Annotated in this window: 16 protein-coding genes; 8 read left to right on the forward strand and 8 right to left on the reverse strand. The window is 62.9% G+C overall.

Translation table 11 applies throughout. The annotated features are described in order from the left end of the window. The first annotated feature begins 113 nt into the window (after window positions 1-113). The 3 genes from NKI63_RS11000 to NKI63_RS11010 all read left to right on the forward strand — a co-directional run bounded on the left by NKI63_RS11000 (window position 114) and on the right by NKI63_RS11010 (window position 2,055). Entirely contained in the window at window positions 114-299 is a 186-nt protein-coding gene (locus NKI63_RS11000) for a hypothetical protein (protein WP_023719925.1), read from the forward strand. A gap of 323 nt (window positions 300-622) precedes the next feature. After that, window positions 623-769: a hypothetical protein gene (locus NKI63_RS11005; protein WP_198030510.1), complete on the forward strand. Its 147-nt coding sequence runs from the start codon at window positions 623-625 to the stop codon at window positions 767-769. 347 nt (window positions 770-1,116) lie between these two features. After that, window positions 1,117-2,055 (forward strand): GlxA family transcriptional regulator, encoded by a 939-nt coding sequence (locus NKI63_RS11010; RefSeq protein WP_302895626.1) that lies wholly within the window; start codon window positions 1,117-1,119, stop codon window positions 2,053-2,055. Window positions 2,056-2,086: 31 nt separating this feature from the next. Here NKI63_RS11010 and NKI63_RS11015 read toward each other — a convergent pair whose 3' ends face one another. The 7 genes from NKI63_RS11015 to NKI63_RS11045 all read right to left on the reverse strand — a co-directional run bounded on the left by NKI63_RS11015 (window position 2,087) and on the right by NKI63_RS11045 (window position 11,459). After that, window positions 2,087-2,872 (reverse strand): ABC transporter ATP-binding protein, encoded by a 786-nt coding sequence (locus NKI63_RS11015; RefSeq protein WP_352737210.1) that lies wholly within the window; start codon window positions 2,870-2,872, stop codon window positions 2,087-2,089. Further along, on the reverse strand, window positions 2,869-3,645 hold the full coding sequence (locus NKI63_RS11020; protein WP_352737211.1) for an ABC transporter permease: 777 nt from the start codon (window positions 3,643-3,645) through the stop codon (window positions 2,869-2,871). Before NKI63_RS11020 ends, NKI63_RS11015 begins: the two co-directional genes overlap by 4 nt. Before the next feature lie 71 nt (window positions 3,646-3,716). Then, complete coding sequence (locus NKI63_RS11025; RefSeq protein WP_352821441.1) at window positions 3,717-4,667, reverse strand: ABC transporter substrate-binding protein; 951 nt, start codon at window positions 4,665-4,667, stop codon at window positions 3,717-3,719. Between the two features lie 112 nt (window positions 4,668-4,779). Then, complete coding sequence (locus NKI63_RS11030) at window positions 4,780-5,628, reverse strand: DUF1194 domain-containing protein (RefSeq protein ID WP_352738691.1); 849 nt, start codon at window positions 5,626-5,628, stop codon at window positions 4,780-4,782. A 93-nt stretch (window positions 5,629-5,721) separates the two neighbouring features. Beyond that, window positions 5,722-8,283, reverse strand: coding sequence for a GcvT family protein (locus NKI63_RS11035; protein ID WP_352738693.1), 2,562 nt, complete (start codon window positions 8,281-8,283; stop codon window positions 5,722-5,724). A gap of 268 nt (window positions 8,284-8,551) precedes the next feature. Beyond that, window positions 8,552-8,815 (reverse strand): hypothetical protein, encoded by a 264-nt coding sequence (locus NKI63_RS11040; protein WP_254818157.1) that lies wholly within the window; start codon window positions 8,813-8,815, stop codon window positions 8,552-8,554. Window positions 8,816-8,969: 154 nt separating this feature from the next. After that, entirely contained in the window at window positions 8,970-11,459 is a 2,490-nt protein-coding gene (locus NKI63_RS11045; RefSeq protein ID WP_352738695.1) for a mechanosensitive ion channel family protein, read from the reverse strand. A gap of 236 nt (window positions 11,460-11,695) precedes the next feature. Here NKI63_RS11045 and NKI63_RS11050 point away from each other — a divergent pair, with 236 nt between their 5' ends. The 4 genes from NKI63_RS11050 (at window position 11,696) to NKI63_RS11065 (ending at window position 16,916) form a co-directional block, all read left to right on the forward strand. Continuing rightward, entirely contained in the window at window positions 11,696-12,955 is a 1,260-nt protein-coding gene (locus NKI63_RS11050; protein WP_352821447.1) for a sarcosine oxidase subunit beta, read from the forward strand. 91 nt (window positions 12,956-13,046) lie between these two features. Continuing rightward, window positions 13,047-13,343, forward strand: a complete 297-nt coding sequence (locus tag NKI63_RS11055; protein WP_023676536.1) for a sarcosine oxidase subunit delta — start codon at window positions 13,047-13,049, stop codon at window positions 13,341-13,343. Next, window positions 13,340-16,336, forward strand: coding sequence for a sarcosine oxidase subunit alpha (locus NKI63_RS11060; protein WP_352821449.1), 2,997 nt, complete (start codon window positions 13,340-13,342; stop codon window positions 16,334-16,336). Before NKI63_RS11055 ends, NKI63_RS11060 begins: the two co-directional genes overlap by 4 nt. Next, entirely contained in the window at window positions 16,329-16,916 is a 588-nt protein-coding gene (locus tag NKI63_RS11065; protein ID WP_352505736.1) for a sarcosine oxidase subunit gamma, read from the forward strand. Before NKI63_RS11060 ends, NKI63_RS11065 begins: the two co-directional genes overlap by 8 nt. 21 nt (window positions 16,917-16,937) lie before the next feature. Here NKI63_RS11065 and NKI63_RS11070 read toward each other — a convergent pair whose 3' ends face one another. Then, entirely contained in the window at window positions 16,938-17,636 is a 699-nt protein-coding gene (locus tag NKI63_RS11070) for a nitroreductase (protein WP_254818152.1), read from the reverse strand. Window positions 17,637-17,912: 276 nt separating this feature from the next. Here NKI63_RS11070 and NKI63_RS11075 point away from each other — a divergent pair, with 276 nt between their 5' ends. Then, window positions 17,913-18,500, forward strand: a complete 588-nt coding sequence (locus NKI63_RS11075) for a helix-turn-helix domain-containing protein (protein WP_352505733.1) — start codon at window positions 17,913-17,915, stop codon at window positions 18,498-18,500. Window positions 18,501-18,569: the final 69 nt, after the last annotated feature.

The raw sequence follows: 18,569 nt of genomic DNA on the forward strand, positions 1-18,569 counted from the left end.
AAACAACCATGACACGGACCTGCAATCGACACGAAATGAAGCTGAAACAAACCCGGTGTACCGCCTGACGCTGCAAGCGCCGGGACATCCCGGCCAACGCGAAGGAGAATGAGATGTCTATCCTGTCATCCATCGGTCGGATCGCGACCGAGTTCAGCGAGGCCCGTGCCCGCTACCAGACGGAACGCGCCATCCGCGCGCTGCCGATTGAACTGCAGAAGGATATCGGCTGGCCCGAAGCTGCCGATGCCAAGACCGGCACTCGCCATGGTGTGGGATCTTGGGCTGGAGCAAAGTAAACCGTGTGTATCAACAGCTGAAGGCCTGCCGCGCAGATCAGCCCGGCAGGCCTTTTTGTTTGTATTCAAATGATTTTCCCGAGCCATGTCGCCGTCGCATGCCGCATATGAGCAAGTCGCATAGCAGCCCGCACTGGCAATCAACACATTGTAAATAATCGAAAATCCTAGGCAGATTGCCCAAATTTGTCGCATTCGGTGTCGCTTTTCATATCAAGTGCTTCGCTTTTGCGATTTAGTTTCCCCTCACGTAAGCCTATATCATCATCAACAAACGAGCTGCCCCACTCCATCAAGCGAAGGCGACCCGTCTGAGCAACCGAATGGAGATGATCATGAAGCTTTTTGCCCGCCTCTTTGCCCGCCGCGAAATGAACCTGACGACCGCGCTCGAGCGCCAGCGCCTGGCCAACACCATGCCCGGCCAGACCGGGGCCATGGCTGCCGCGCGCCTCGGCTTCGTCGCCTGAGACAGCAATCCTGGCGGAAGCAGCCCAGCGCTGCTTCGAAGTCGATCCAGCGCCGCCTTGGTTTTGCCGAGGCGGCGTTTTCGTGTGCGCAGACTGCGTAGGCTCGTTGGTCGATCCGGCGGCCTGTCACGTCCTTCGCCGCACAGCGATTGCCCATTTGCGACCCGTGTCGCAAATAAAGTCGCTCCGTTGCCATCTAGCCAATTGACAGGAAACGTCTTTCCTGATGTCGCTATGCTGATCGCGACATCCTGTTCGCGCCATTGCAGCGTGAGGATCTACCCGTGAACGTCGTAAAGCACCCGATCCGGCGATCGTTCGTATTCTTCCTGGTCCCCGATTTCACCATGATCGCCTTCGCGACGGCGCTCGATCCGTTGCGTTCGGCCAACCGCATGCTCGGCTATGAAGCCTATCGCTGGCGGCTCGCCAGCATCGACGGCAAGCCGGTGCGCGCCTCGAACGGCGTCGAATGCGCCGTCAACACCTCGCTGGAGGAAGAGCGCAAGAAAATGTCCGGACCGGACCGGCCGAACATGGCCATCGTCTGCAGCGGCATCAATGTCGAGCGCTACCAGAACAAATCGGCCTTTGCCTGGTTGCGCGAAGAGTACAATCGTGGCGTTGCCGTCGGCGGCCTGTGCACCGGCGCGCATATCCTGGCCGCAGCAGGCCTGTTGTCCAACAAGCGCTGCGCCATCCATTGGGAGAACCTGCCGGGCTTTTCCGAGGCGTTCCCCAAGGCCAATGTCTTCGCCGACCTCTTCGAGATCGACCAGAACATCTACACCTGCGCCGGCGGCACCGCCGCCCTCGATATGATGCTGAAGCTGATCGGCGACGATTTCGACGAGAGCCTCGTCAACCGCGTCTGCGAGCAGGTGCTGACCGATCGCGTGCGCAGCCCGACCGACCGCCAGCGCCTGCCGCTGCGCGCCCGCCTTGGCGTGCAGAATTCCAAGGTGCTGACCATTATCGAGCTGATGGAAGCCAATCTCTCCGAGCCGCTCTCGCTGATCGAGATCGCTGACCATGTCGACCTGTCGCGCCGGCAGATTGAGCGCCTGTTCCGCACCGAGATGGGGCGCTCCCCTGCCCGTTACTATCTGGAGATCCGCCTCGACCGCGCCCGGCACCTGCTGATCCAGTCGTCGTTGCCGGTGGTCGAAGTGGCGGTCGCCTGCGGCTTTGTTTCCGCCTCGCATTTCTCCAAATGCTATCGCGAGTTGTACGCCCGCTCGCCGCAACAGGAACGCGTCGACCGCAAGCAGCTTCTGGCGGCTTGATCGGGCCATCGGCTGAACGAAGCCCGCCGAGTCAATGCACTTCGGCCGTGCGCATCGCCTCGACGCGGATATCTTCGGTCAGCCGCGCCTTCAGTGCCGAAAACTCCGGGCTGGTCTTCAGCGTGTAGTGGCGCGGATGCGGCAGGTCGACGGCAACGTCCGACTTGATGCGGCCGGGGCGCGCCGTCATCACTACCACGCGCGACGCCATGAAGATCGCCTCCTCGATGTCATGGGTGACGAACAGCACCGTTTTTTGCCGGCGCTCCCATATGCCGAGAAGCAGCTCCTGCATCAGCCCTCGGGTCTGGTTGTCGAGTGCTCCGAACGGCTCGTCGAGCAGCAGGATCTCCGGATCGTTGGCCAGTGCCCTGGCAATCGCGGTGCGCTGCTGCATGCCGCCGGAAAGCTGCTTCGGCCAATGGTTTTCAAAACCTCTCAGCCCGACGAGATCGACGTAAGAAGCGACGATTTCGCTGCGCTCGTGCTCGGCCATTCCACGTTCGCGCAGGCCGAAGCCGATGTTCTCGGCGACCGTCAGCCACGGAAACAGCGTATAGGACTGGAAAACCATGCCGCGGTCTGGACCGGGCCGGTCCACCACCCTGCCGTCGAGCATAACACGTCCCCCACTCGGCGCTTCGAGGCCGGCGACGATCCTGAGCAGCGTCGACTTTCCACAGCCGGATGGCCCCAGGATGGTGATGAAGTCGTTGGCGGCGACCGCCAGATCGATCGGCATCAGCGCCTTGACCGGCTGCCCACCGCCGACACCGGCGAAGGTGCGCGAGACGCCTTCGATGACCAGCTTGCTCACGCCAGGCTCCATGGAAACAGCCAACGGTTGAGCGCCTTGAAGGCGAAATCGGACAACAGCCCGATCAGGCCGATGACGATGATGCCGAAGATGATCTGCCCTGTCGCCAGCCGCGACTGGCTGTTGATGATCATGTAGCCGATGCCCGACGACGAGCCGATCAGCTCGGCGACGATGACATAGGTCCAGGCCCAGCCGAGCACCAGCCGCAGGGTCTCGGCAATCTCCGGCGCATTGGCCGGCATGATCACGCGCCGCACGATGCCGTTGTCGGACGAGCCAAGCGTGTAGGCCGCCTCGACCAGGTCGCGCCGTGTGCCGCCGACCTTGACCGCGATGATCAGGATGATCTGGAACACCGAGCCGACGAAGATCACCAGCAGTTTTTCGAGCTCGCCAACGCCCGCCCACAGAATGAGCAGCGGGATGAAGGCCGATGCCGGCAGATAGCGGGCGAAGGAGACGAACGGCTCCAGGAACGCCTCCACGGGCTTCCAGGCACCCATCACGATGCCAAGCGGCACGGCAACGATGGCCGCCATCAGGAACCCGCCGAAGACGCGCCAGATGGTGATAAGGATGTCGAGCCAGAAGCGGTCCTCGACCAGCAGCCGCCAACCGTCTCTCACCATCGACAGCGGATCGGCAAGGAAAATGCGATTGACGTGGCCGCCAAGCGTGATCCACGCCCAGAACGCCACGGACAGCACGAAGAACGAAATGCCGAGCACGGTTCGAATGCCCGGCGAGACCGGATGCAAGGGGCGCGGCATCTTCGACCGTCCTCTGATCGGAATGAAAAAGCGGCGGCGCACGCGCCGCCGCCGGGCGACAATCCTGCCGATTAGTCGGCGACGGCGCTGGTGTCGGCCAATGTCGATACGTCGGGCGCTTCCTTGATCAAGCCCATCTGCAGCAGAAGCTCGCCGGCGGTCTTGGAAAAGTCCTGGAATTCCTTGGTGAAGAACTGCTTGTTTTCAGCCTTGTCGGCCCATTTCAGGTATTTTGCCGACTCTTCGAACTCCTTGGCCGACTGCTTCACGTCGGCGCCCATCGTCTCATAGGATTTCGCCGGGTCGCTCTTGATCAGGTCAAGTGCCTCGAAATAGCTGTCGGCAAGCGCCTTGGCCGCATCCGGATTGGCCTTGAGGAACTCCGGCGTGCAGCCGACCGTGTCGAGCACCATCGGATAATCGAGAGTGGTCACAAGGATATGGCCCTGGTCGGACTTTTCGCGCACCGCCGAGATGAACGGCTCATAGGTGACCGCCGCATCGTTCTGTCCGGCGAGAAACGCCTGCGCCGCCGCGTCCGGCTCCAGGTTGACGACCGTCACGTCCTTGGTCGACATGCCGTTCTTGTTGAGCACCCAGGCCAGCATGAAATAGGGCGACGTGCCCGGCGCCGAGGACGCGACCGACTTACTCTTGAGATCGGCGACGGTCTTGATGTCGTTGCGGGCGACGATGCCGTCGGCCCCGTAGGACTTGTCGAGCTGGAATATCTGCTTGGTCGTCACGCCGTTAGCGTTCCAGACCAGCCAGGTCTCGACTGTAGTGGCGGCGCATTGCAGGTCGCCGCTGGCGATGGCGAGGGGCCGACTGGCTTGCGGCACCTTCTTCAAGGTGACGTCGAGGCCGTGCTTTTCGAAGATGCCGGCCTGCTTGGCGAGCGTCAGCGGCGCAAAGCCGGTCCATCCACTGATGCCGATGCTGACCGATGTAGCGGCGGTGGCCGGCGCGGACAATCCGACGGCAAGCGTCAAGCTTGCTGCAAGAATTCCGATCTTGTTCATGTCGGTTCCCCTTTTTTGTTCGGATGGAGAATTGTGTCACAGACGCGCACAGGCTTGTCAATGAAGCAGATGCTGCACTGCGGTATGTCACCACCGGCAGCAAACTTCGCCATTAGCGGGTGTTGTACATCCAGCTGCGGTCGCGCCACATTTTTTCGCCGACCAGGCAGTCGGTGACGGGGATGTCCTGTGCCAGCACCAATGGCGGATGCGCCGCCTCTTCCGCCGCTCGCTGCGGCGAGGCCGGACCGGCAAGCTCCAGCACCAGCTTGCGGCGGATGGCCTCCGGAAACTGCGTCCAGTCATTGACCGGGATCATGAAGGAGCCCGGCCCGCCGATGACGCAGTCGCTGTAGTAGCGGTCGAGATTGTTGACATCGTAGGCGCTGGTGAACCCGCCCCTGGTCATCAGCGGCAGGCCGTTGACGGTGATGCCCTGCTTGATCACGGCGTCGCGGGTGATATCGACAGGTGCGCCCTGGTTGTTGGGGCCGTCACCCGAAATGTCGATCACCCGCTTGACGCCCTGGAAGCCGCTTTCGGCAAAGAGATCGCTGGCGAATTCCAGCGCGCCGGAGATCGAGGTGCGCCTGGCACTGGCCGGCGGATGAGCGGAAAGCTGCGCTGCCAGCCGTTCGGCGTCGGCACGATTGGCGATCACCGTCCACGGCACGACGACCTGCTGCCAGGTCGCGCCAGCCCATTCGACATAGGTGACGGCAATCTTGCCATGAGCGCCTTCGCCGATTGCCTGCAGGACATCGTCATGCGTCAGCGCCGCCGCATAGCCATGACGCTGGATTTCGAGCTCGTCCGGCGACATGGACAAGGATACGTCGACTGCCAGCACCAGTTCGACATCGACCGGCTCGGCGGCGCGGGAGATTGCCGCTGGCCATAGCACCGACGCCAGCGCGGCGGCACCCGAGACGAAATGTCTTGCACTGGCAAAACCAGACATGCCGCACGTTAAGCGAAAATCGCCGATCGACAAAGAGAAAGCCCGGTGGAGAGCCGGGCTCACTCGGTCACATTTTTGCGACCGTCCCAATGCTTAGCTGCGCGGATTGAGGTTCTCCGGGTCATAGAGCGGCCTGTAGCCGACGGCGGCCACTTCGACCGGGTATTTCTCGCCGAAATATTCGACGTTCAGCTTGCGGCCCTCCTGGCAATACGCCCAGGGCAGGTAGGCGAGCGCGATGTTCTTGCCGAGGGTCGGACCATAGGCCACCGAGGTCGTGAAGGAGCGGCGGCCGAGCTCGTCGACGAGCGTCTCACCGGTTTGCGGGTCCATCACCGGCATCGTGCCGACCGGATAGCGCGGAACGCCGTTGGAATCGGTATTGTCTGTCATGATAAGCGTGCAAAGCATGGCCGGCTGGTGCACCCGGGCGCGATATTCCAGATGCTTTGCCTTGCCGCAGAAATCGGCCTCCTTGACCTTCGGTCGGGCAAGGTCGGCTTCCAGCAGATTATATTCGGTCAACAGATCCGCGTTTTGCAGACGCAGGCTCTTCTCCATACGGCGGCTGTTGGCATAGGTCTCGACGCCAAAGGCCATCACGCCGGTCGACCGCAGCGCGTCCCAGACGGCGAGGCCGTCCTCGTAGCGCATGTGCAGTTCCCAGCCTTGCTCGCCGACATAGGAGATGCGGAAGGCGGTCACGTCCTTGCCGGCGATCCTGACGGGCTTGATCGCGGCAAAGGGAAAATTCTCCGGCGTCAGCCCGTCGGGGTTTTCCACGCACTTGCCCAATGTCGCCCGCGCGTTCGGACCCCAGATGCCGATGGTCACGTACTTCTCGGTCACGTCGGTGACGGTAACGTCGAAGCCTTTGTCTTTTGCCGTCCGGCGCATGTACTGGAAGTCGCGCGGCCCGGCATCAGCGCCGTCGATGACGCGGCAGCGGTCGGCCATGCGGATGACGGTCAGGTCGGCGCGCACCATGCCTGCCTCGTCGAGGAAATGGGTATAGATGCCCTTGCCGATATTGCCGTCACCGCCGATCTTTGCCGCGCACAGCCATTCCATCAGCGCGACATGGTCCGGGCCTTCGACGTCGTACATGGCGAAATGCGACAGGTTGACGATGCCGCAATCCTCGCTCATGGCTAGATGCTCGGCGTTCGAGACGCGCCAGAAGTGGCGGTTATCCCATTCGTTTTGGCGCACCGGCACCCGGTTGCCGTATTTCTCGAGCAGATGCTCGTTGGCGGCGTAGCCATGGGCGCGCTCCCAGCCGCCGAGCTCCATGAAATAGCCGCCGAGTTCCTTCTCGCGCTCCCAGAACGGCGAGCGGCGGACATTGCGAGCCTTGGAGAAGGGCTCGCGCGGATGGACCGCCGGATTGTAGACCTTCATCGCCGTTTCAGTGCAGCGGTCCCAGATGAACTGCTCTTTCGTCTGGTGCGGATAGAAGCGCGAATAGTCGATGGCGTGATGGTCGATCGCCGTGCGGCCGTCTGTCATCCAGTCAGCGATGAGCTTGCCCATGCCGGGACCGTCCTTGACCCAGATCGCCACGGCATACCAGAGGCCCCTCACCTTCTGGCTTTCGCCCATCGAAGGGCCGCCGTCCGCCGTCACCTGCAGCAGCCCGTTGAAGGAATGGCTCTCATTGTAGCCCAGCTCGCCCAGGATCGGCGTCAGTTCCATGGCCCGCTCGAGCGGCGCCAGGATCTGCTCCATGTCGAGATCGCGCTGCGACGGCGAAAGCCGTGCCTCGTTTTTCTCGAGAATATCGCGCGGATGGCAAAGGCGCGGATTGGTCTCTTCGTAATAACCCCATTCGATCTGCCCGCCTTCGGCGGTCTTGGGATCGCCGGTATCGCGCATATAGGCCGAATTACCCTGGTCGCGCAGCAGCGGCCAGCCGATCTCCTTGCCGGTGCCGGCGAACTCGGTGTACGGCCCGAAGAAGGTGAGCGGGTGGTCGATCGGCATGACCGGCAGGTCCTCGCCCGCCATTTCCGCGATCAGCCGCCCCCAAATGCCCGTGCAGACCACGACGTAGTCGGCCTGGATGGTGCCGCGGTCGGTCACCACGCCCTTGATGCGGCCGTTCTCGATGACGAGCGACCTGGCCGAGGTGTTGGCAAACGCCTTGAGTTTGCCCGAGGCTTCCGCCTGGTCGACCAGCTTGCCGGCGACTGTCTGCGAACGTGGGATGACGAGGCCGGCATCGGGATCCCACAGGCCGCCCTGTACCATCTGTTCTTCGATCAGCGGGAATTTTTCCTTGATCTCGGCGGGATCGATCAGGCGGGCGCGTGTGCCGAAGGCCTTCGCCGAGGCGATCTTGCGCTTGATTTCCGCCATGCGGGCGTCGTCGCCGACGCGTGCGACCTCGAGGCCGCCGATGCGGGCGTAATGACCCATCTTTTCGTAGAAATCGATGGAATAGAGCGTCGTCCAGCACGAAAGGAAATCATGGCTGGTCGTGTAGCAGAAGTCGGAGGCATGCGCCGTCGAGCCGATATCCGTCGGGATGCCCGATTTGTCGATGCCGACAATATCGTCCCATCCGCGCTCGATCAGGTGATGGGCGACCGATGCGCCGACGATGCCGCCCAGCCCGACGATGACGACCTTCGCCTTTTCCGGAAACCCTGCCATTGCCCGCGACTCCAAGATGCTATTGCGAGCAGACTATAGGTCGGCGCGGCGGCGCGCTTGCAGCCTGTTTGCGACATCGCCAAAAAAGCCCGCGCCACCAGCTCGTCGAATGCAGTTGGACCTACGCCTTCACCCTGCTCGGTACGAAAGCGCTGCTAGAGCCCGTTCTGCGCAGCTTCGAAGAAAAGTGAATACCTTCATCGCCGACTACTGGAAGTAAATAAAAGGCCGGGCGTTTGCCCGGCCTTCAAAAATCATGGCGTCGACTTTACTTGATGCGCGCGACGCCGCCCGAGATCTCGACGGTTTCCGAACCCGTCAGCGCCTCGAGGTCGCCATTCGGCAAGGTAACAAAACAGCCGCTCGGGCAAAATTCCACGGTTTCGCCGGCGGCCAGCGCCAGCTCGGTCTTGCCGCCGCCTTCCGTCACGATCAGCGTGCGGGTCTCGGCGTCCTTGTTGACCGCGCTGGCGGCATGGGCCGAACCGCCCACGGCCAGAAAAGCGATGGCGGCGACGAGAGACTTCCACATTTTGCAGTATCGGTGTTGCCACCGCCTCTGTTGCATTTCGCAAGGCATTCTCGCCGTTTGCAGGTGAGCTTATATGCAATGCAAGCTGAACAGCAACTGAATGCCGCATTCATGCCGCAATTGATTTCCGAAGCTTGAAGGCAAGCTCCAAACGCTAGTCAGGATCGGGCTTGCGTACCTTGCGTCCCGACTTGGCGAGACGTTTCGCCTCGACCGCCGCTAGAGCTTTTGCTTGTTCCCGTTCGGCGAATTCGACTTCGATCTTGTCGTCGTCGATCGGCCACGCCTCGTGCTTTTTGGTCTCGACGACGGCGCGCGGTGTCGACGGAATTTCGATATGCTGGTCGGCGAACACATCGAAGATGGCAAAGCGGATGTCGTTCTGGACGATATTGCCACTAAGAACGTCTGCCAGGAACACGCGGATCTCGAATTCGAGCGCGGCCGGGCCGAAATTGGAAAACAACACAAAGGGTTCCGGGTTCTTCAGCACCAGCGGATGGCTGCGTGCGATCTCCAACAGGACGCCATGCACGTGCTTGACGTCGCTGCCATAGGCAACGCCGACCTTGATGTCGATGCGGCCGAGCTTGTTGCGGTGCGTCCAGTTGCCGACCGCATTGTTGATCAGGTTTGAATTGGGCAGGATCACCGATTGCCGTTGAAACGTTTCGATCTCGGTGGCGCGCACGCTGATCTTCTTGACCGTGCCGCTGATGTCGCCGGCGACGATCCAGTCGCCGACCTTGAACGGCCGCTCGGCCAGCAGGATCAGGCCCGACACGAAATTCGAGACGACATTTTGCAGGCCGAAACCGATGCCGAGGGACAGGGCGCCGGCGACCAGCGCAAGATTGGAGAGGTCAATACCAGCCGCCGAGATGCCGACCAGTGCCGCGACCGCGACGCCGGCATAACCGACCGCCAGCCGGATCGAATTGCGCACGCCGGTGTCGACCCGGCCGCGCGCCATCACCGAGCCGTCGAGCCAGCCCTGGAACCAGCGCGTGAGGAAATAGCCGATAATGAAGACGACGACGCCGGTGAGAATGCCGGTGACCGAGATCGTCACCGAACCGATGGTGAGGCCGGTCGCCAGCTTGTAGGCCCAGGCCTGGATGTCGCCGGGCTGGAAACCCCACATCAACAGGATCAGCGGCAGGAACACCAGCACAATCATGATGTTGATGGCGGCGCTGACGACAAGCCCGAGCTGGTCGAGGGCGGTCTCTTCGTAGCTTGAATTGGCCGCTAGCCAGCGCCCGATCGAAGTTTTGGCGAACCCGCCTTCCTCGCCGATCGCCCGCGCCGACAGGAAACCGATATAGGCGGTGACCAGGATCGTGCCGGTGACTACGACCTGCAGCGAGACGAAAATTGCAAGGCCGATATAGCCAAGCAGTGCCGATGCGATGGTGAAAAGGCCTAGCGCGATGGCGGTGTAGCGCAGCCACGCCGGCCATGGGCGCCAGCTTCCGTCGGGAGCCTTGAACGGCTTCAGCAAGCCCATCAGGATCAGGATGATGCCGACGATGATGGTGGCGATGAAGCTTCTGGCGATGGTCAGCGACAGTGGCGAGCCCATCTTGTCGTTCACGACCGACAGGAAATAGTTGATGCCGATGGCGACGGCCATAGCGGTCGTCAGCCGCACCAGCCAGCGCGCCGGGCCGGTTTCGACCGGGATCAGACGCCAGTTCGGCAGTCGGGGCTCGAGCGCTGCGTTGGTCAGGCGGTTGACGCAGAACACCACCGCGACAACGGCAACCAGCGAATTCAGGAAGATGCCGATGTCACCGCGTAAAACGTTGTAATAATTGAAGAAGAAGATCGTCGAGACAAGGAAGGCGCCGACCGCCAGCGTCGGCAGCAATGTCGACCAGAACGCCACCGACAGCCGGCTGAGATAGGAGGGGTCCTCGACGGAGGGATCCGCTTCGAAGACGCGGCCGAACAGGCGTCGGCCGCCGATAAAAAGCACTGCAGCGAATGCGAGCGCCATCAAAGTCGCGGCAAGAATGGCCTGGAACTTGAACTTGAAGGCGAAGCTCAGCCAGGACGAGACCGCCTTATAGAAGCCGGAAAACTCAGCGTTGGCGTCGGAAAAGACTTCGGGGCTGAGCGCATCGGACAGCACGTAGCGCTTGGTAAGCACATTGCGAAACAGCTCGCTGCGCATGTTGCCGATCTTCTCGATCAGCCCACTGATGCGGATCGACAGGTTCTGCGCGCTGGCAATAACGGCGTTGATCTCGGCTTTTTCGGAAGCCAAGGCCTGGCGTTCACCGGTTACGATGTCTGGCTCGGCCGGCTGGCCCGCGGCCGGCGGAGGTCCCAGCACCTCAATCCGATCGTTGATATCGCCGAGACGCGAGCGGAACGCTAGCGCGCTGGTGAGCGCCGCCCGCGACAGATCCTCCAGTTGCAGACGGATTTCCACCAGGGTGGCATCGTCTTGGCCGTCCTGCTGTATTTTCTTCTCGAGACCGTCGGTCTTGGCCGTCAGACTCTGGATGACCTTCTGCTGGTCTGCGATCAACCCGGCGGCGCCCTGCCCGAGTGCCTGCGCCATTGCAACGAACGACGGCGGGGCCGAGACGACAAGCGCAAGAATCAAGACCAGGCGGAGTAAACGAAAGAACATGACTTTTCTGGCGACTCGCGAGCGGCATCGGCAGTTTTGAAGCACGTCCTTGATAAAGAGGCTCATATCACGGGGCAAGTCAGGCGTCTCGTTTTTCGAAGTCGGCCAATCGAACTCGGCCAATCGGAGACGGTCAATCGAAGTCGGGGAGTCGAAAAGCGATGGCGCAATCTTGGCTTTGCGTTGGCCACCTGCTCTATAGTCTGCCGCCAAGCCTGAAATGGATGACAATAAGAATGGCGGAATATTCGGCCTTTTCGCTTCTCAAGAACGCGCTGACCGGAAACAAGGACTGGAGGCCGGCCTGGCGCAAGCCCGACCCGAAGGCGTCCTATGACGTGATCGTCATCGGCGGCGGCGGCCATGGCCTGTCGACCGCTTACTACCTAGCCAAGGAGCACGGCATCACCAATGTCGCGGTGCTGGAGAAGGGCTGGCTCGGCTCCGGCAATGTCGGCCGCAACACCACAGCGGTCCGTTCCAATTATCTCCTGCCGGCCAACACGCGCTTTTACGAGCATTCGATGAAGCTGTGGGAGAACCTGGCCCACGACCTCAACTACAACGTCATGTTCTCGCAGCGCGGCTGCCTGAACCTCGCCCACACACCTGCCCAGCTCGACGACTATGCCCGGCGCGGCAACGCCATGCGCCATCTCGGCGTCGACGCCGAACTGATGACTACGGCGGAGATCGCCCGCCTGATACCGGCACTGGACGTCTCGGCCACCGCGCGCTTCCCGATTGTCGGCGGCCTGATGCAGCGGCGCGCCGGCACCGCCCGCCACGACGCCGTCGCCTGGGGCTATGCGCGCGGCGCAGATCGCCGCGGCGTCGACATCATCGAAAACTGCGAGGTCACCGGCTTCCTGCGCGACGGCGACCGTATCACCGGCGTCACGACGACGCGCGGCGAAATCCGCGCCAAGAAGGTAGCCGTCGCAGTGGCCGGCAGCACCGGGCAAGTCATGCGGCTCGCCGGGATCGAGACGATGCCGATCGAGAGCCACGTGCTGCAGGCCTTCGTCACGGAATCGCTAAAGCCGTTCATCGATACGGTCCTGACCTTCGGCATGGGCCATTTTTATATGTCGCAATCGGACAAGGGCGGCCTTGTCTATGGCGGCGATCTCGACGGCTACAACAGCTACGCCCAACGCGGCAGCCTGCCGATCGTCGATGAGGTGATGAGCGAGATGCTGGCGCTGTTCCCTGGGCTGGCCCGTGTCCGCATGCTGCGCTCATGGGGCGGCGTCTGCGACATGTCTATGGACGGCTCGCCAATCATCACCACCGGTCCGCTGCCGGGCATGTATCTCAACTGCGGCTGGTGCTATGGCGGCTTCAAGGCGACGCCGGCTTCCGGCTGGTGCTTTGCCTGGACCATTGCCAAGGACGAGCCACACGATCTCAACGCGGCCTTCACGTTCGACCGCTTCTATCGTGGCCTGGTGATCGACGACAAGGGCCAGGGCGCCACGCCCCGGCTGCATTAGGCCATGATCCCGAACCGCAGGTCCGCGTCAGCGAAAAGTGGAAACCGGTTTTCGGACAAGATCGTGGTCAAACGAGAAGTTTAAGAGATCCATGCTCATCACCTGCCCCTATTGCGGCCCGCGCGACGTGATCGAATTCACCTATCAGGGCGACGGCAATCGCCAGCGCCCACAGCCCGCCTCGCAGAATCTCGACGCCTGGAACGCTTATGTCTACGACCGGCTGAACCCGGCCGGTGACCACAATGAGATCTGGCAGCATTCCGGCGGCTGCCGCGCCCATCTCAGGGTCGTGCGCAACACGCTGACGCACGAGATCTCCAGCACCGCGTTCGCGCGCGGCGATCACAATTCGGTTGCGCGGCACCGGGCCGAGGACAAGCCATGAGCCCGCGCCGTACCGAGGCCGGCGGCCTCATAGACCGGCTGCGGACCATTCGTTTCACCTTCGACGGCGCGCCCTATACCGGCCACGCCGGCGACACGCTGGCTTCGGCGCTGCTGGCCAACGGCGTCACCCTGTTCGGGCGTTCGTTCAAATATCACCGTCCCCGCGGCGTGCTGACCGCCGGCGTCGAGGAGCCTAACGCGCTGGTCACCGTGTTGAGGGGCGAGGTTCGCGAGCCGAACATTCCCGCCACCATGGTCGAGATCTATGACGGGCTGACCGCAATCAGCCAGAACCGTTTCCCCTCACTTGCCTGGGACGTCAGTGCCGTGAACCAGCTCGGCGGCAAGCTTTTGTCGGCCGGCTTCTACTACAAGACCTTCATGGGACCGGTGATCGGTCCGCTGAAGGGCACACGCTTCTGGATGTTCTGTGAGCATTTCATCCGCCGTGCCGCCGGCCTGGGCAAGGCAGGCACGGCTCCCGATACGGCGCGCTACGAACGCATGAACGCGTTTTGCGATGTGCTGGTAGTCGGCTCCGGCCCGGCCGGGCTGATGGCCGCCAGGGCTGCTGCCGATCAGGGTGCACGCGTCATCCTGGCCGAGCTCGAGCCGCATTTCGGCGGCTCGGCCAATTGGTCGGGCGAGACGATCGATGGCATGCCGGCCCCCGGCTGGGCGGCGCGCGCCGCTGGCCAGCTCGAAGGCCGTGACAATGTCCGCCTGCTGCCGCGCACCACGGTCTGGGGCTATTATGACGGCAACACGCTTGCTGCGCTCGAACGCGTCACCGACCACAAGGAAACGCCCGGCAAGGGCGAACCCCGCCATCGCTACTGGACAATCCGCGCCAAGTCGGTGGTGCTGGCCACCGGCTCCCTGGAGCGTCCGCTGGTCTTTCCGGGCAATGATCGACCAGGCGTGATGCTGGCGCATGCGGCCGAGCGTTTTGCCACTGAATATGGCGTGCTGCCCGGCGACAGGATCGGGCTGTTCACCAACAATGACAGCGCCTATCGCGCGGCCCTGGCGCTGAAGAAGGCCGGCGCCGTGGTCGTCGCCATCGTCGACGTACGCCCTGAGCTTTCGAGCGAGATGCGCAAGCTGGCCGGCGAAACCGAGGCCGAGATCTTTTCTGGCCACGCGGTGATCGCCACCGAGGGCGGCAAGGCGCTGTCCGGCTTCAAGGTGCAGCGCTTCGATATGGCGAGTGGCGCGCTTTCCGGCGATGCGCGCAGCATCCACGCCGATTGCCTGCTGATGTCGGGCGGCTGGTCGCCGACCATCCATCTGGCCAGCCAGGCCGGCGCCAAGGCGGAATGGAACGAAACGTTGCAAGCGTTCCTGCCGCCGAAACCTACAACACGGCAATGGATCGGCGCCGGCGCCTTCACCGGCAGTTTCTCCACCGCCGAGGCGATCGCCGAAGGTCGCGCCGCCGGTTTTTCCGCGACGGGCGGAACCGGCACGCCGGCGGCCTTGCCGGTTGTCGAAGCCGCTCCCGGCGATCCCGATCCGGCGCCGGTGTTCGAGATCAGGGCCAGTGGAAAGAGCTTCGTCGATTTCCAGCATGATGTGACGGCCGACGACGTGCGGCTGGCGCATCGGGAAGGCTTCGTCTCGGTCGAGCATCTGAAGCGCTACACCACGCTCGGCATGGCGACCGACCAGGGCAAGAGTTCCAACATACCAGGCCTGGCCATAATGGCCGAGGCGCTGGGCAAGCCGATCCCGCAGGTCGGCACGACGCGCTTTCGCCCGCCCTTTTCGGCGGTATCGATCGGCTCGCTTGCCGCCGAACGCTTCGGCGATCTGAAACCCGAGCGACTGACGCCGATGCATGACTGGCACGTCGCCAACGGCGCCACCATGTATTCGGCCGGCCTCTGGTACCGGCCGATGATCTATGGCCATCCCGGCGAGACGATCGAGCAGGCCTATGTGCGCGAAGCGAGAGCCACGCGCGAGAGCGCCGGCATCGTCGACGTCTCGACACTGGGCAAGATCGCCGTGCAAGGCCCGGACGCGGCGGAATTCCTTGACCGCGTCTACACCAACATGTTTTCGACGCTGGCCGTTGGCAAGGCGCGCTACGGGCTGATGCTGCGCGAGGACGGTCTCGCCTTCGACGACGGCACAACATGGCGGCTCGGCGAGCAGGATTTCCTGATGACCACCACCACCGCCAATGCCGGCAAGGTGATGCAGCATCTGGAGTATTTCCTCGACGTGATCTGGCCGGAGCTGAAGGTCCACGTCACCTCGGTAACCGATCAATGGGCCGGTGCCGCCATCGGCGGGCCGAAGGCAAGGCAGATATTGGCTGCTTGCGTCAGCGGCACCGCCGTCGACAATGCCGCACTGCCCTTCATGGCCATCGTCCACGGCGAAATCGCCGGCGTGCCGGTGATGATCTGCCGGCTGTCCTTCTCCGGCGAAATGGCCTTCGAGGTCTATTCCGGCGCCGGTTACGGCACCTATGTCTGGGAGGCGCTCATCGAAGCCGGCAAGCCGTTCGGGCTGGTGACCTACGGGCTGGAGGCGCTGGGCACCATGCGCATCGAGAAAGGCCACGTCACCGGTGCCGAGATCGACGGCCGTACCACGGCACGCGACCTGCATCTCGACTGGATGCTGTCGAAGAAGAAGCCGTTCATCGGCTCGGCGATGATGGATCGCGAGGGGCTGATCGCACCCGACCGCCTGGAACTCGTCGGTATTGTTTCGCTCGACAACCAGCCGCTCAATGGGGGCGCACACATCGTCGAGCAGCTTGACGAAGCCAATCCCCACGGCTCGCTTGGCCACATCACCGCCTGCTGCTATTCGCCGGCGCTCGGCAAATATATCGCGCTTGCCCTGGTCAAGGGCGGCAAGGCGCGGCGCGGCTCGCGTGCCTACGTTTCCGACCCGTTGCGCAACCGGTTCGGGCCGGTCGAGATCGTCTCCAACCATTTCTTCGATCCGGACGGGAGCCGCATGCATGGTTGAACGCCAATCACCGCTTGAGCCGGTGCTGCATCCGGGCTCGCATGGCGATTTCGAGCACGGCGTCGAAATCATCCTCTCCGAAACCAGGCCGGGGTCGATTCTGCAGCTCGCCGCCTGGCCCGGCGAGGAGAAGACGTTGATGGCCGGCATCCATACGGTCACCGGCCTGACTTTGCCCGACGGCGCCGGCGGCGGTGTGACGAACGGCGCCAGGTCGGTGTTCGGCTTTGCGCCGGGAAAATTTACGGTTGTCGATGAAGCCGAGGGATTGGCGACGGCCTTTGCCGATGTCGTCACTCCGGCCATCGGTACGGTCACCGACCTTTCGCACGGCCGCACCGCGATCCGTATCGCCGGGCCGAAGGCCGAGTGGGTGCTGGCGAAATTCTTCGCCATCGACTTCGCGCTGCCGGCCTTCCCGATCGGCGCCGGCCGCTCGACCATGCATCACGACGTCTTCGCGCAGATCCAGCGCACCGCGGCCGATCAGTTCGACATCTACGTGTTCCGCTCGTTCGCACGCTCGTTCTGGAAGGCACTCTGCCACGCCAGCGAGGAAGTCGGCTACGACGTGCAATAACTCAGGCGGCGCGTCGCCACGTTAGCTGGCGAACGTCACCCACTCTTCCAGCGGCGCGCGGTCGGTGCGGAATGCGTTTTCGGGCTTGGACGTGTCCTCATGGCCGAGCGCCATGCCGCAGACGACGATCTCCTCGTCGGGAATGTTGAGCACCGGCCTGATCTGCCGGTGATAGGGCGCGAAGGCAGCTTGCGGACAGGTGTGCAGGCCCCTGCCCCGCGCCGCGACCATGATGTTTTGCAGGAACATGCCGTAGTCGATCCACGACCCCTTGTTCAGCCGCCGGTCGACGGTGAAGATCATGCCGACCGGCGCATCGAAGAAGATGAAGTTGCGGTCGTGCTGCGCGCGCATCCTGTCGACCTCGCGCCGGCCGATGCCGAGCACGCCGTAGAGACCGAAGCCGTTGGCCCGCCGCCGCGTCAGATAGGGTTCGAAGAACTGGTCGGGATAGTAGCGATATTCGTCCCACTCCGCCTTTTCGGCGCGGATGCCCGAGCTGAGGATGGCATCGGTGATGCGCTGCTTGACCTCCCCCTTGGTCACATAGACCTTCCAGGGCTGCATGTTGGTGCCTGAGGGCGCGCGCGCGGCAACGGCGAGAATATCGCGGATGGTGTCGTCGTCGATCATATCGGGCAAGAAGGCGCGTACCGATCGACGCGAGGTGATCGCGTCATCGACGATCGCCGCCGCAATCCGGGAGTTGTTTTCCAGCATGGCCGTCCCTTTGCGTATGATCCCGAACCCGATTCTCCGGAAGGATCATGCGCCGACTAGAAGTGATGGAGCATCCTTGCGCGTCTTTTTGAACGCCCGATAAGCCTATCCGCCTCGACCGGACGCCCCACTCGCCGCTCGTGCGCCGAGCCTTTGCCCGAACCGTCAAAATGGCGCAAGTAAATCTTGTGGGCGCATGAAAATCCTCTTGATTTTTTCACAAACGTGCCTTCACATGAAATTTGCTGGGAATTTTTCACCGAAACAGGGACAGCTTTGCCCTCAACCGCGGCCAGATCGGAACAAGACAGCGGCGAACGGCTGCTGGCCGGCGACATCCGCGCGTTGCGCAAGGCGCGCGGACTGACGCTTGCCGAGACCGGCCTCAAGCTCGGCCGCTCCGTCGGCTGGGTCAGCCAGGTCGAGCGCGGCCTGTCGATCCCGTCGCTCGGCGACCTCAGAGCCTTCGCCGAATTGTTCGGCGTGCCGGTCAGCCTGTTCTTCAGCCATGACGTGCCTGTCGAGACCGAGCGCGGCGTGGTCGTGCGCGCCGGCAGCCGACGCGTGCTTGGCACAAGCGATTCTGGCCTGGTGGAGGAGCTGCTGTCGCCCGATCTCGGCGGTAGCTTCGAGATGCTGCGTTCGGCCTTCGCCCCGGGTGCCGAGCTGAAGACCGAGGCGCGCCGGCCGACCGAGGAAGCCGGCTACGTCGCTTCCGGCAGCTTCGACATCGAAATTGCTGGCGTCTGGCACCGGCTTGGCGAAGGCGACTCCTTCCGCTTCGACGGCAAGCCGTTCCGCTGGCGCAATCCTGGAGCCGAGCCGGCTGTCGTCATCTGGGTGGTTTCGCCGCCTGTCTACTGAACGAATGCATGTCGCCCAAAAGTGCGTGGCGGTTTGGGACAACGACATGCATCAAAACAAATAGTCGGA

Source organism: Mesorhizobium sp. M0410 (assembly GCF_040321435.1).
GTDB lineage: Bacteria > Pseudomonadota > Alphaproteobacteria > Rhizobiales > Rhizobiaceae > Mesorhizobium.

Excerpts from the sequence above, each read along its gene's own strand:
- NKI63_RS11000 (WP_023719925.1), top strand. The coding sequence starts at position 114 with ATGTCTATCCTGTCATCCATCGGTCGGATCGCGACCGAGTTCAGCGAG.
- NKI63_RS11005 (WP_198030510.1), top strand. The coding sequence starts at position 623 with ATGGAGATGATCATGAAGCTTTTTGCCCGCCTCTTTGCCCGCCGCGAA.
- NKI63_RS11010 (WP_302895626.1), top strand. The coding sequence starts at position 1,117 with ATGATCGCCTTCGCGACGGCGCTCGATCCGTTGCGTTCGGCCAACCGC.
- NKI63_RS11020 (WP_352737211.1), bottom strand. The coding sequence starts at position 3,645 with ATGCCGCGCCCCTTGCATCCGGTCTCGCCGGGCATTCGAACCGTGCTC.
- NKI63_RS11025 (WP_352821441.1), bottom strand. The coding sequence starts at position 4,667 with ATGAACAAGATCGGAATTCTTGCAGCAAGCTTGACGCTTGCCGTCGGA.
- NKI63_RS11030 (WP_352738691.1), bottom strand. The coding sequence starts at position 5,628 with ATGTCTGGTTTTGCCAGTGCAAGACATTTCGTCTCGGGTGCCGCCGCG.
- NKI63_RS11035 (WP_352738693.1), bottom strand. The coding sequence starts at position 8,283 with ATGGCAGGGTTTCCGGAAAAGGCGAAGGTCGTCATCGTCGGGCTGGGC.
- NKI63_RS11040 (WP_254818157.1), bottom strand. The coding sequence starts at position 8,815 with ATGTGGAAGTCTCTCGTCGCCGCCATCGCTTTTCTGGCCGTGGGCGGT.
- NKI63_RS11045 (WP_352738695.1), bottom strand. The coding sequence starts at position 11,459 with ATGTTCTTTCGTTTACTCCGCCTGGTCTTGATTCTTGCGCTTGTCGTC.
- NKI63_RS11050 (WP_352821447.1), top strand. The coding sequence starts at position 11,696 with ATGGCGGAATATTCGGCCTTTTCGCTTCTCAAGAACGCGCTGACCGGA.
- NKI63_RS11055 (WP_023676536.1), top strand. The coding sequence starts at position 13,047 with ATGCTCATCACCTGCCCCTATTGCGGCCCGCGCGACGTGATCGAATTC.
- NKI63_RS11060 (WP_352821449.1), top strand. The coding sequence starts at position 13,340 with ATGAGCCCGCGCCGTACCGAGGCCGGCGGCCTCATAGACCGGCTGCGG.
- NKI63_RS11065 (WP_352505736.1), top strand. The coding sequence starts at position 16,329 with ATGGTTGAACGCCAATCACCGCTTGAGCCGGTGCTGCATCCGGGCTCG.
- NKI63_RS11070 (WP_254818152.1), bottom strand. The coding sequence starts at position 17,636 with ATGCTGGAAAACAACTCCCGGATTGCGGCGGCGATCGTCGATGACGCG.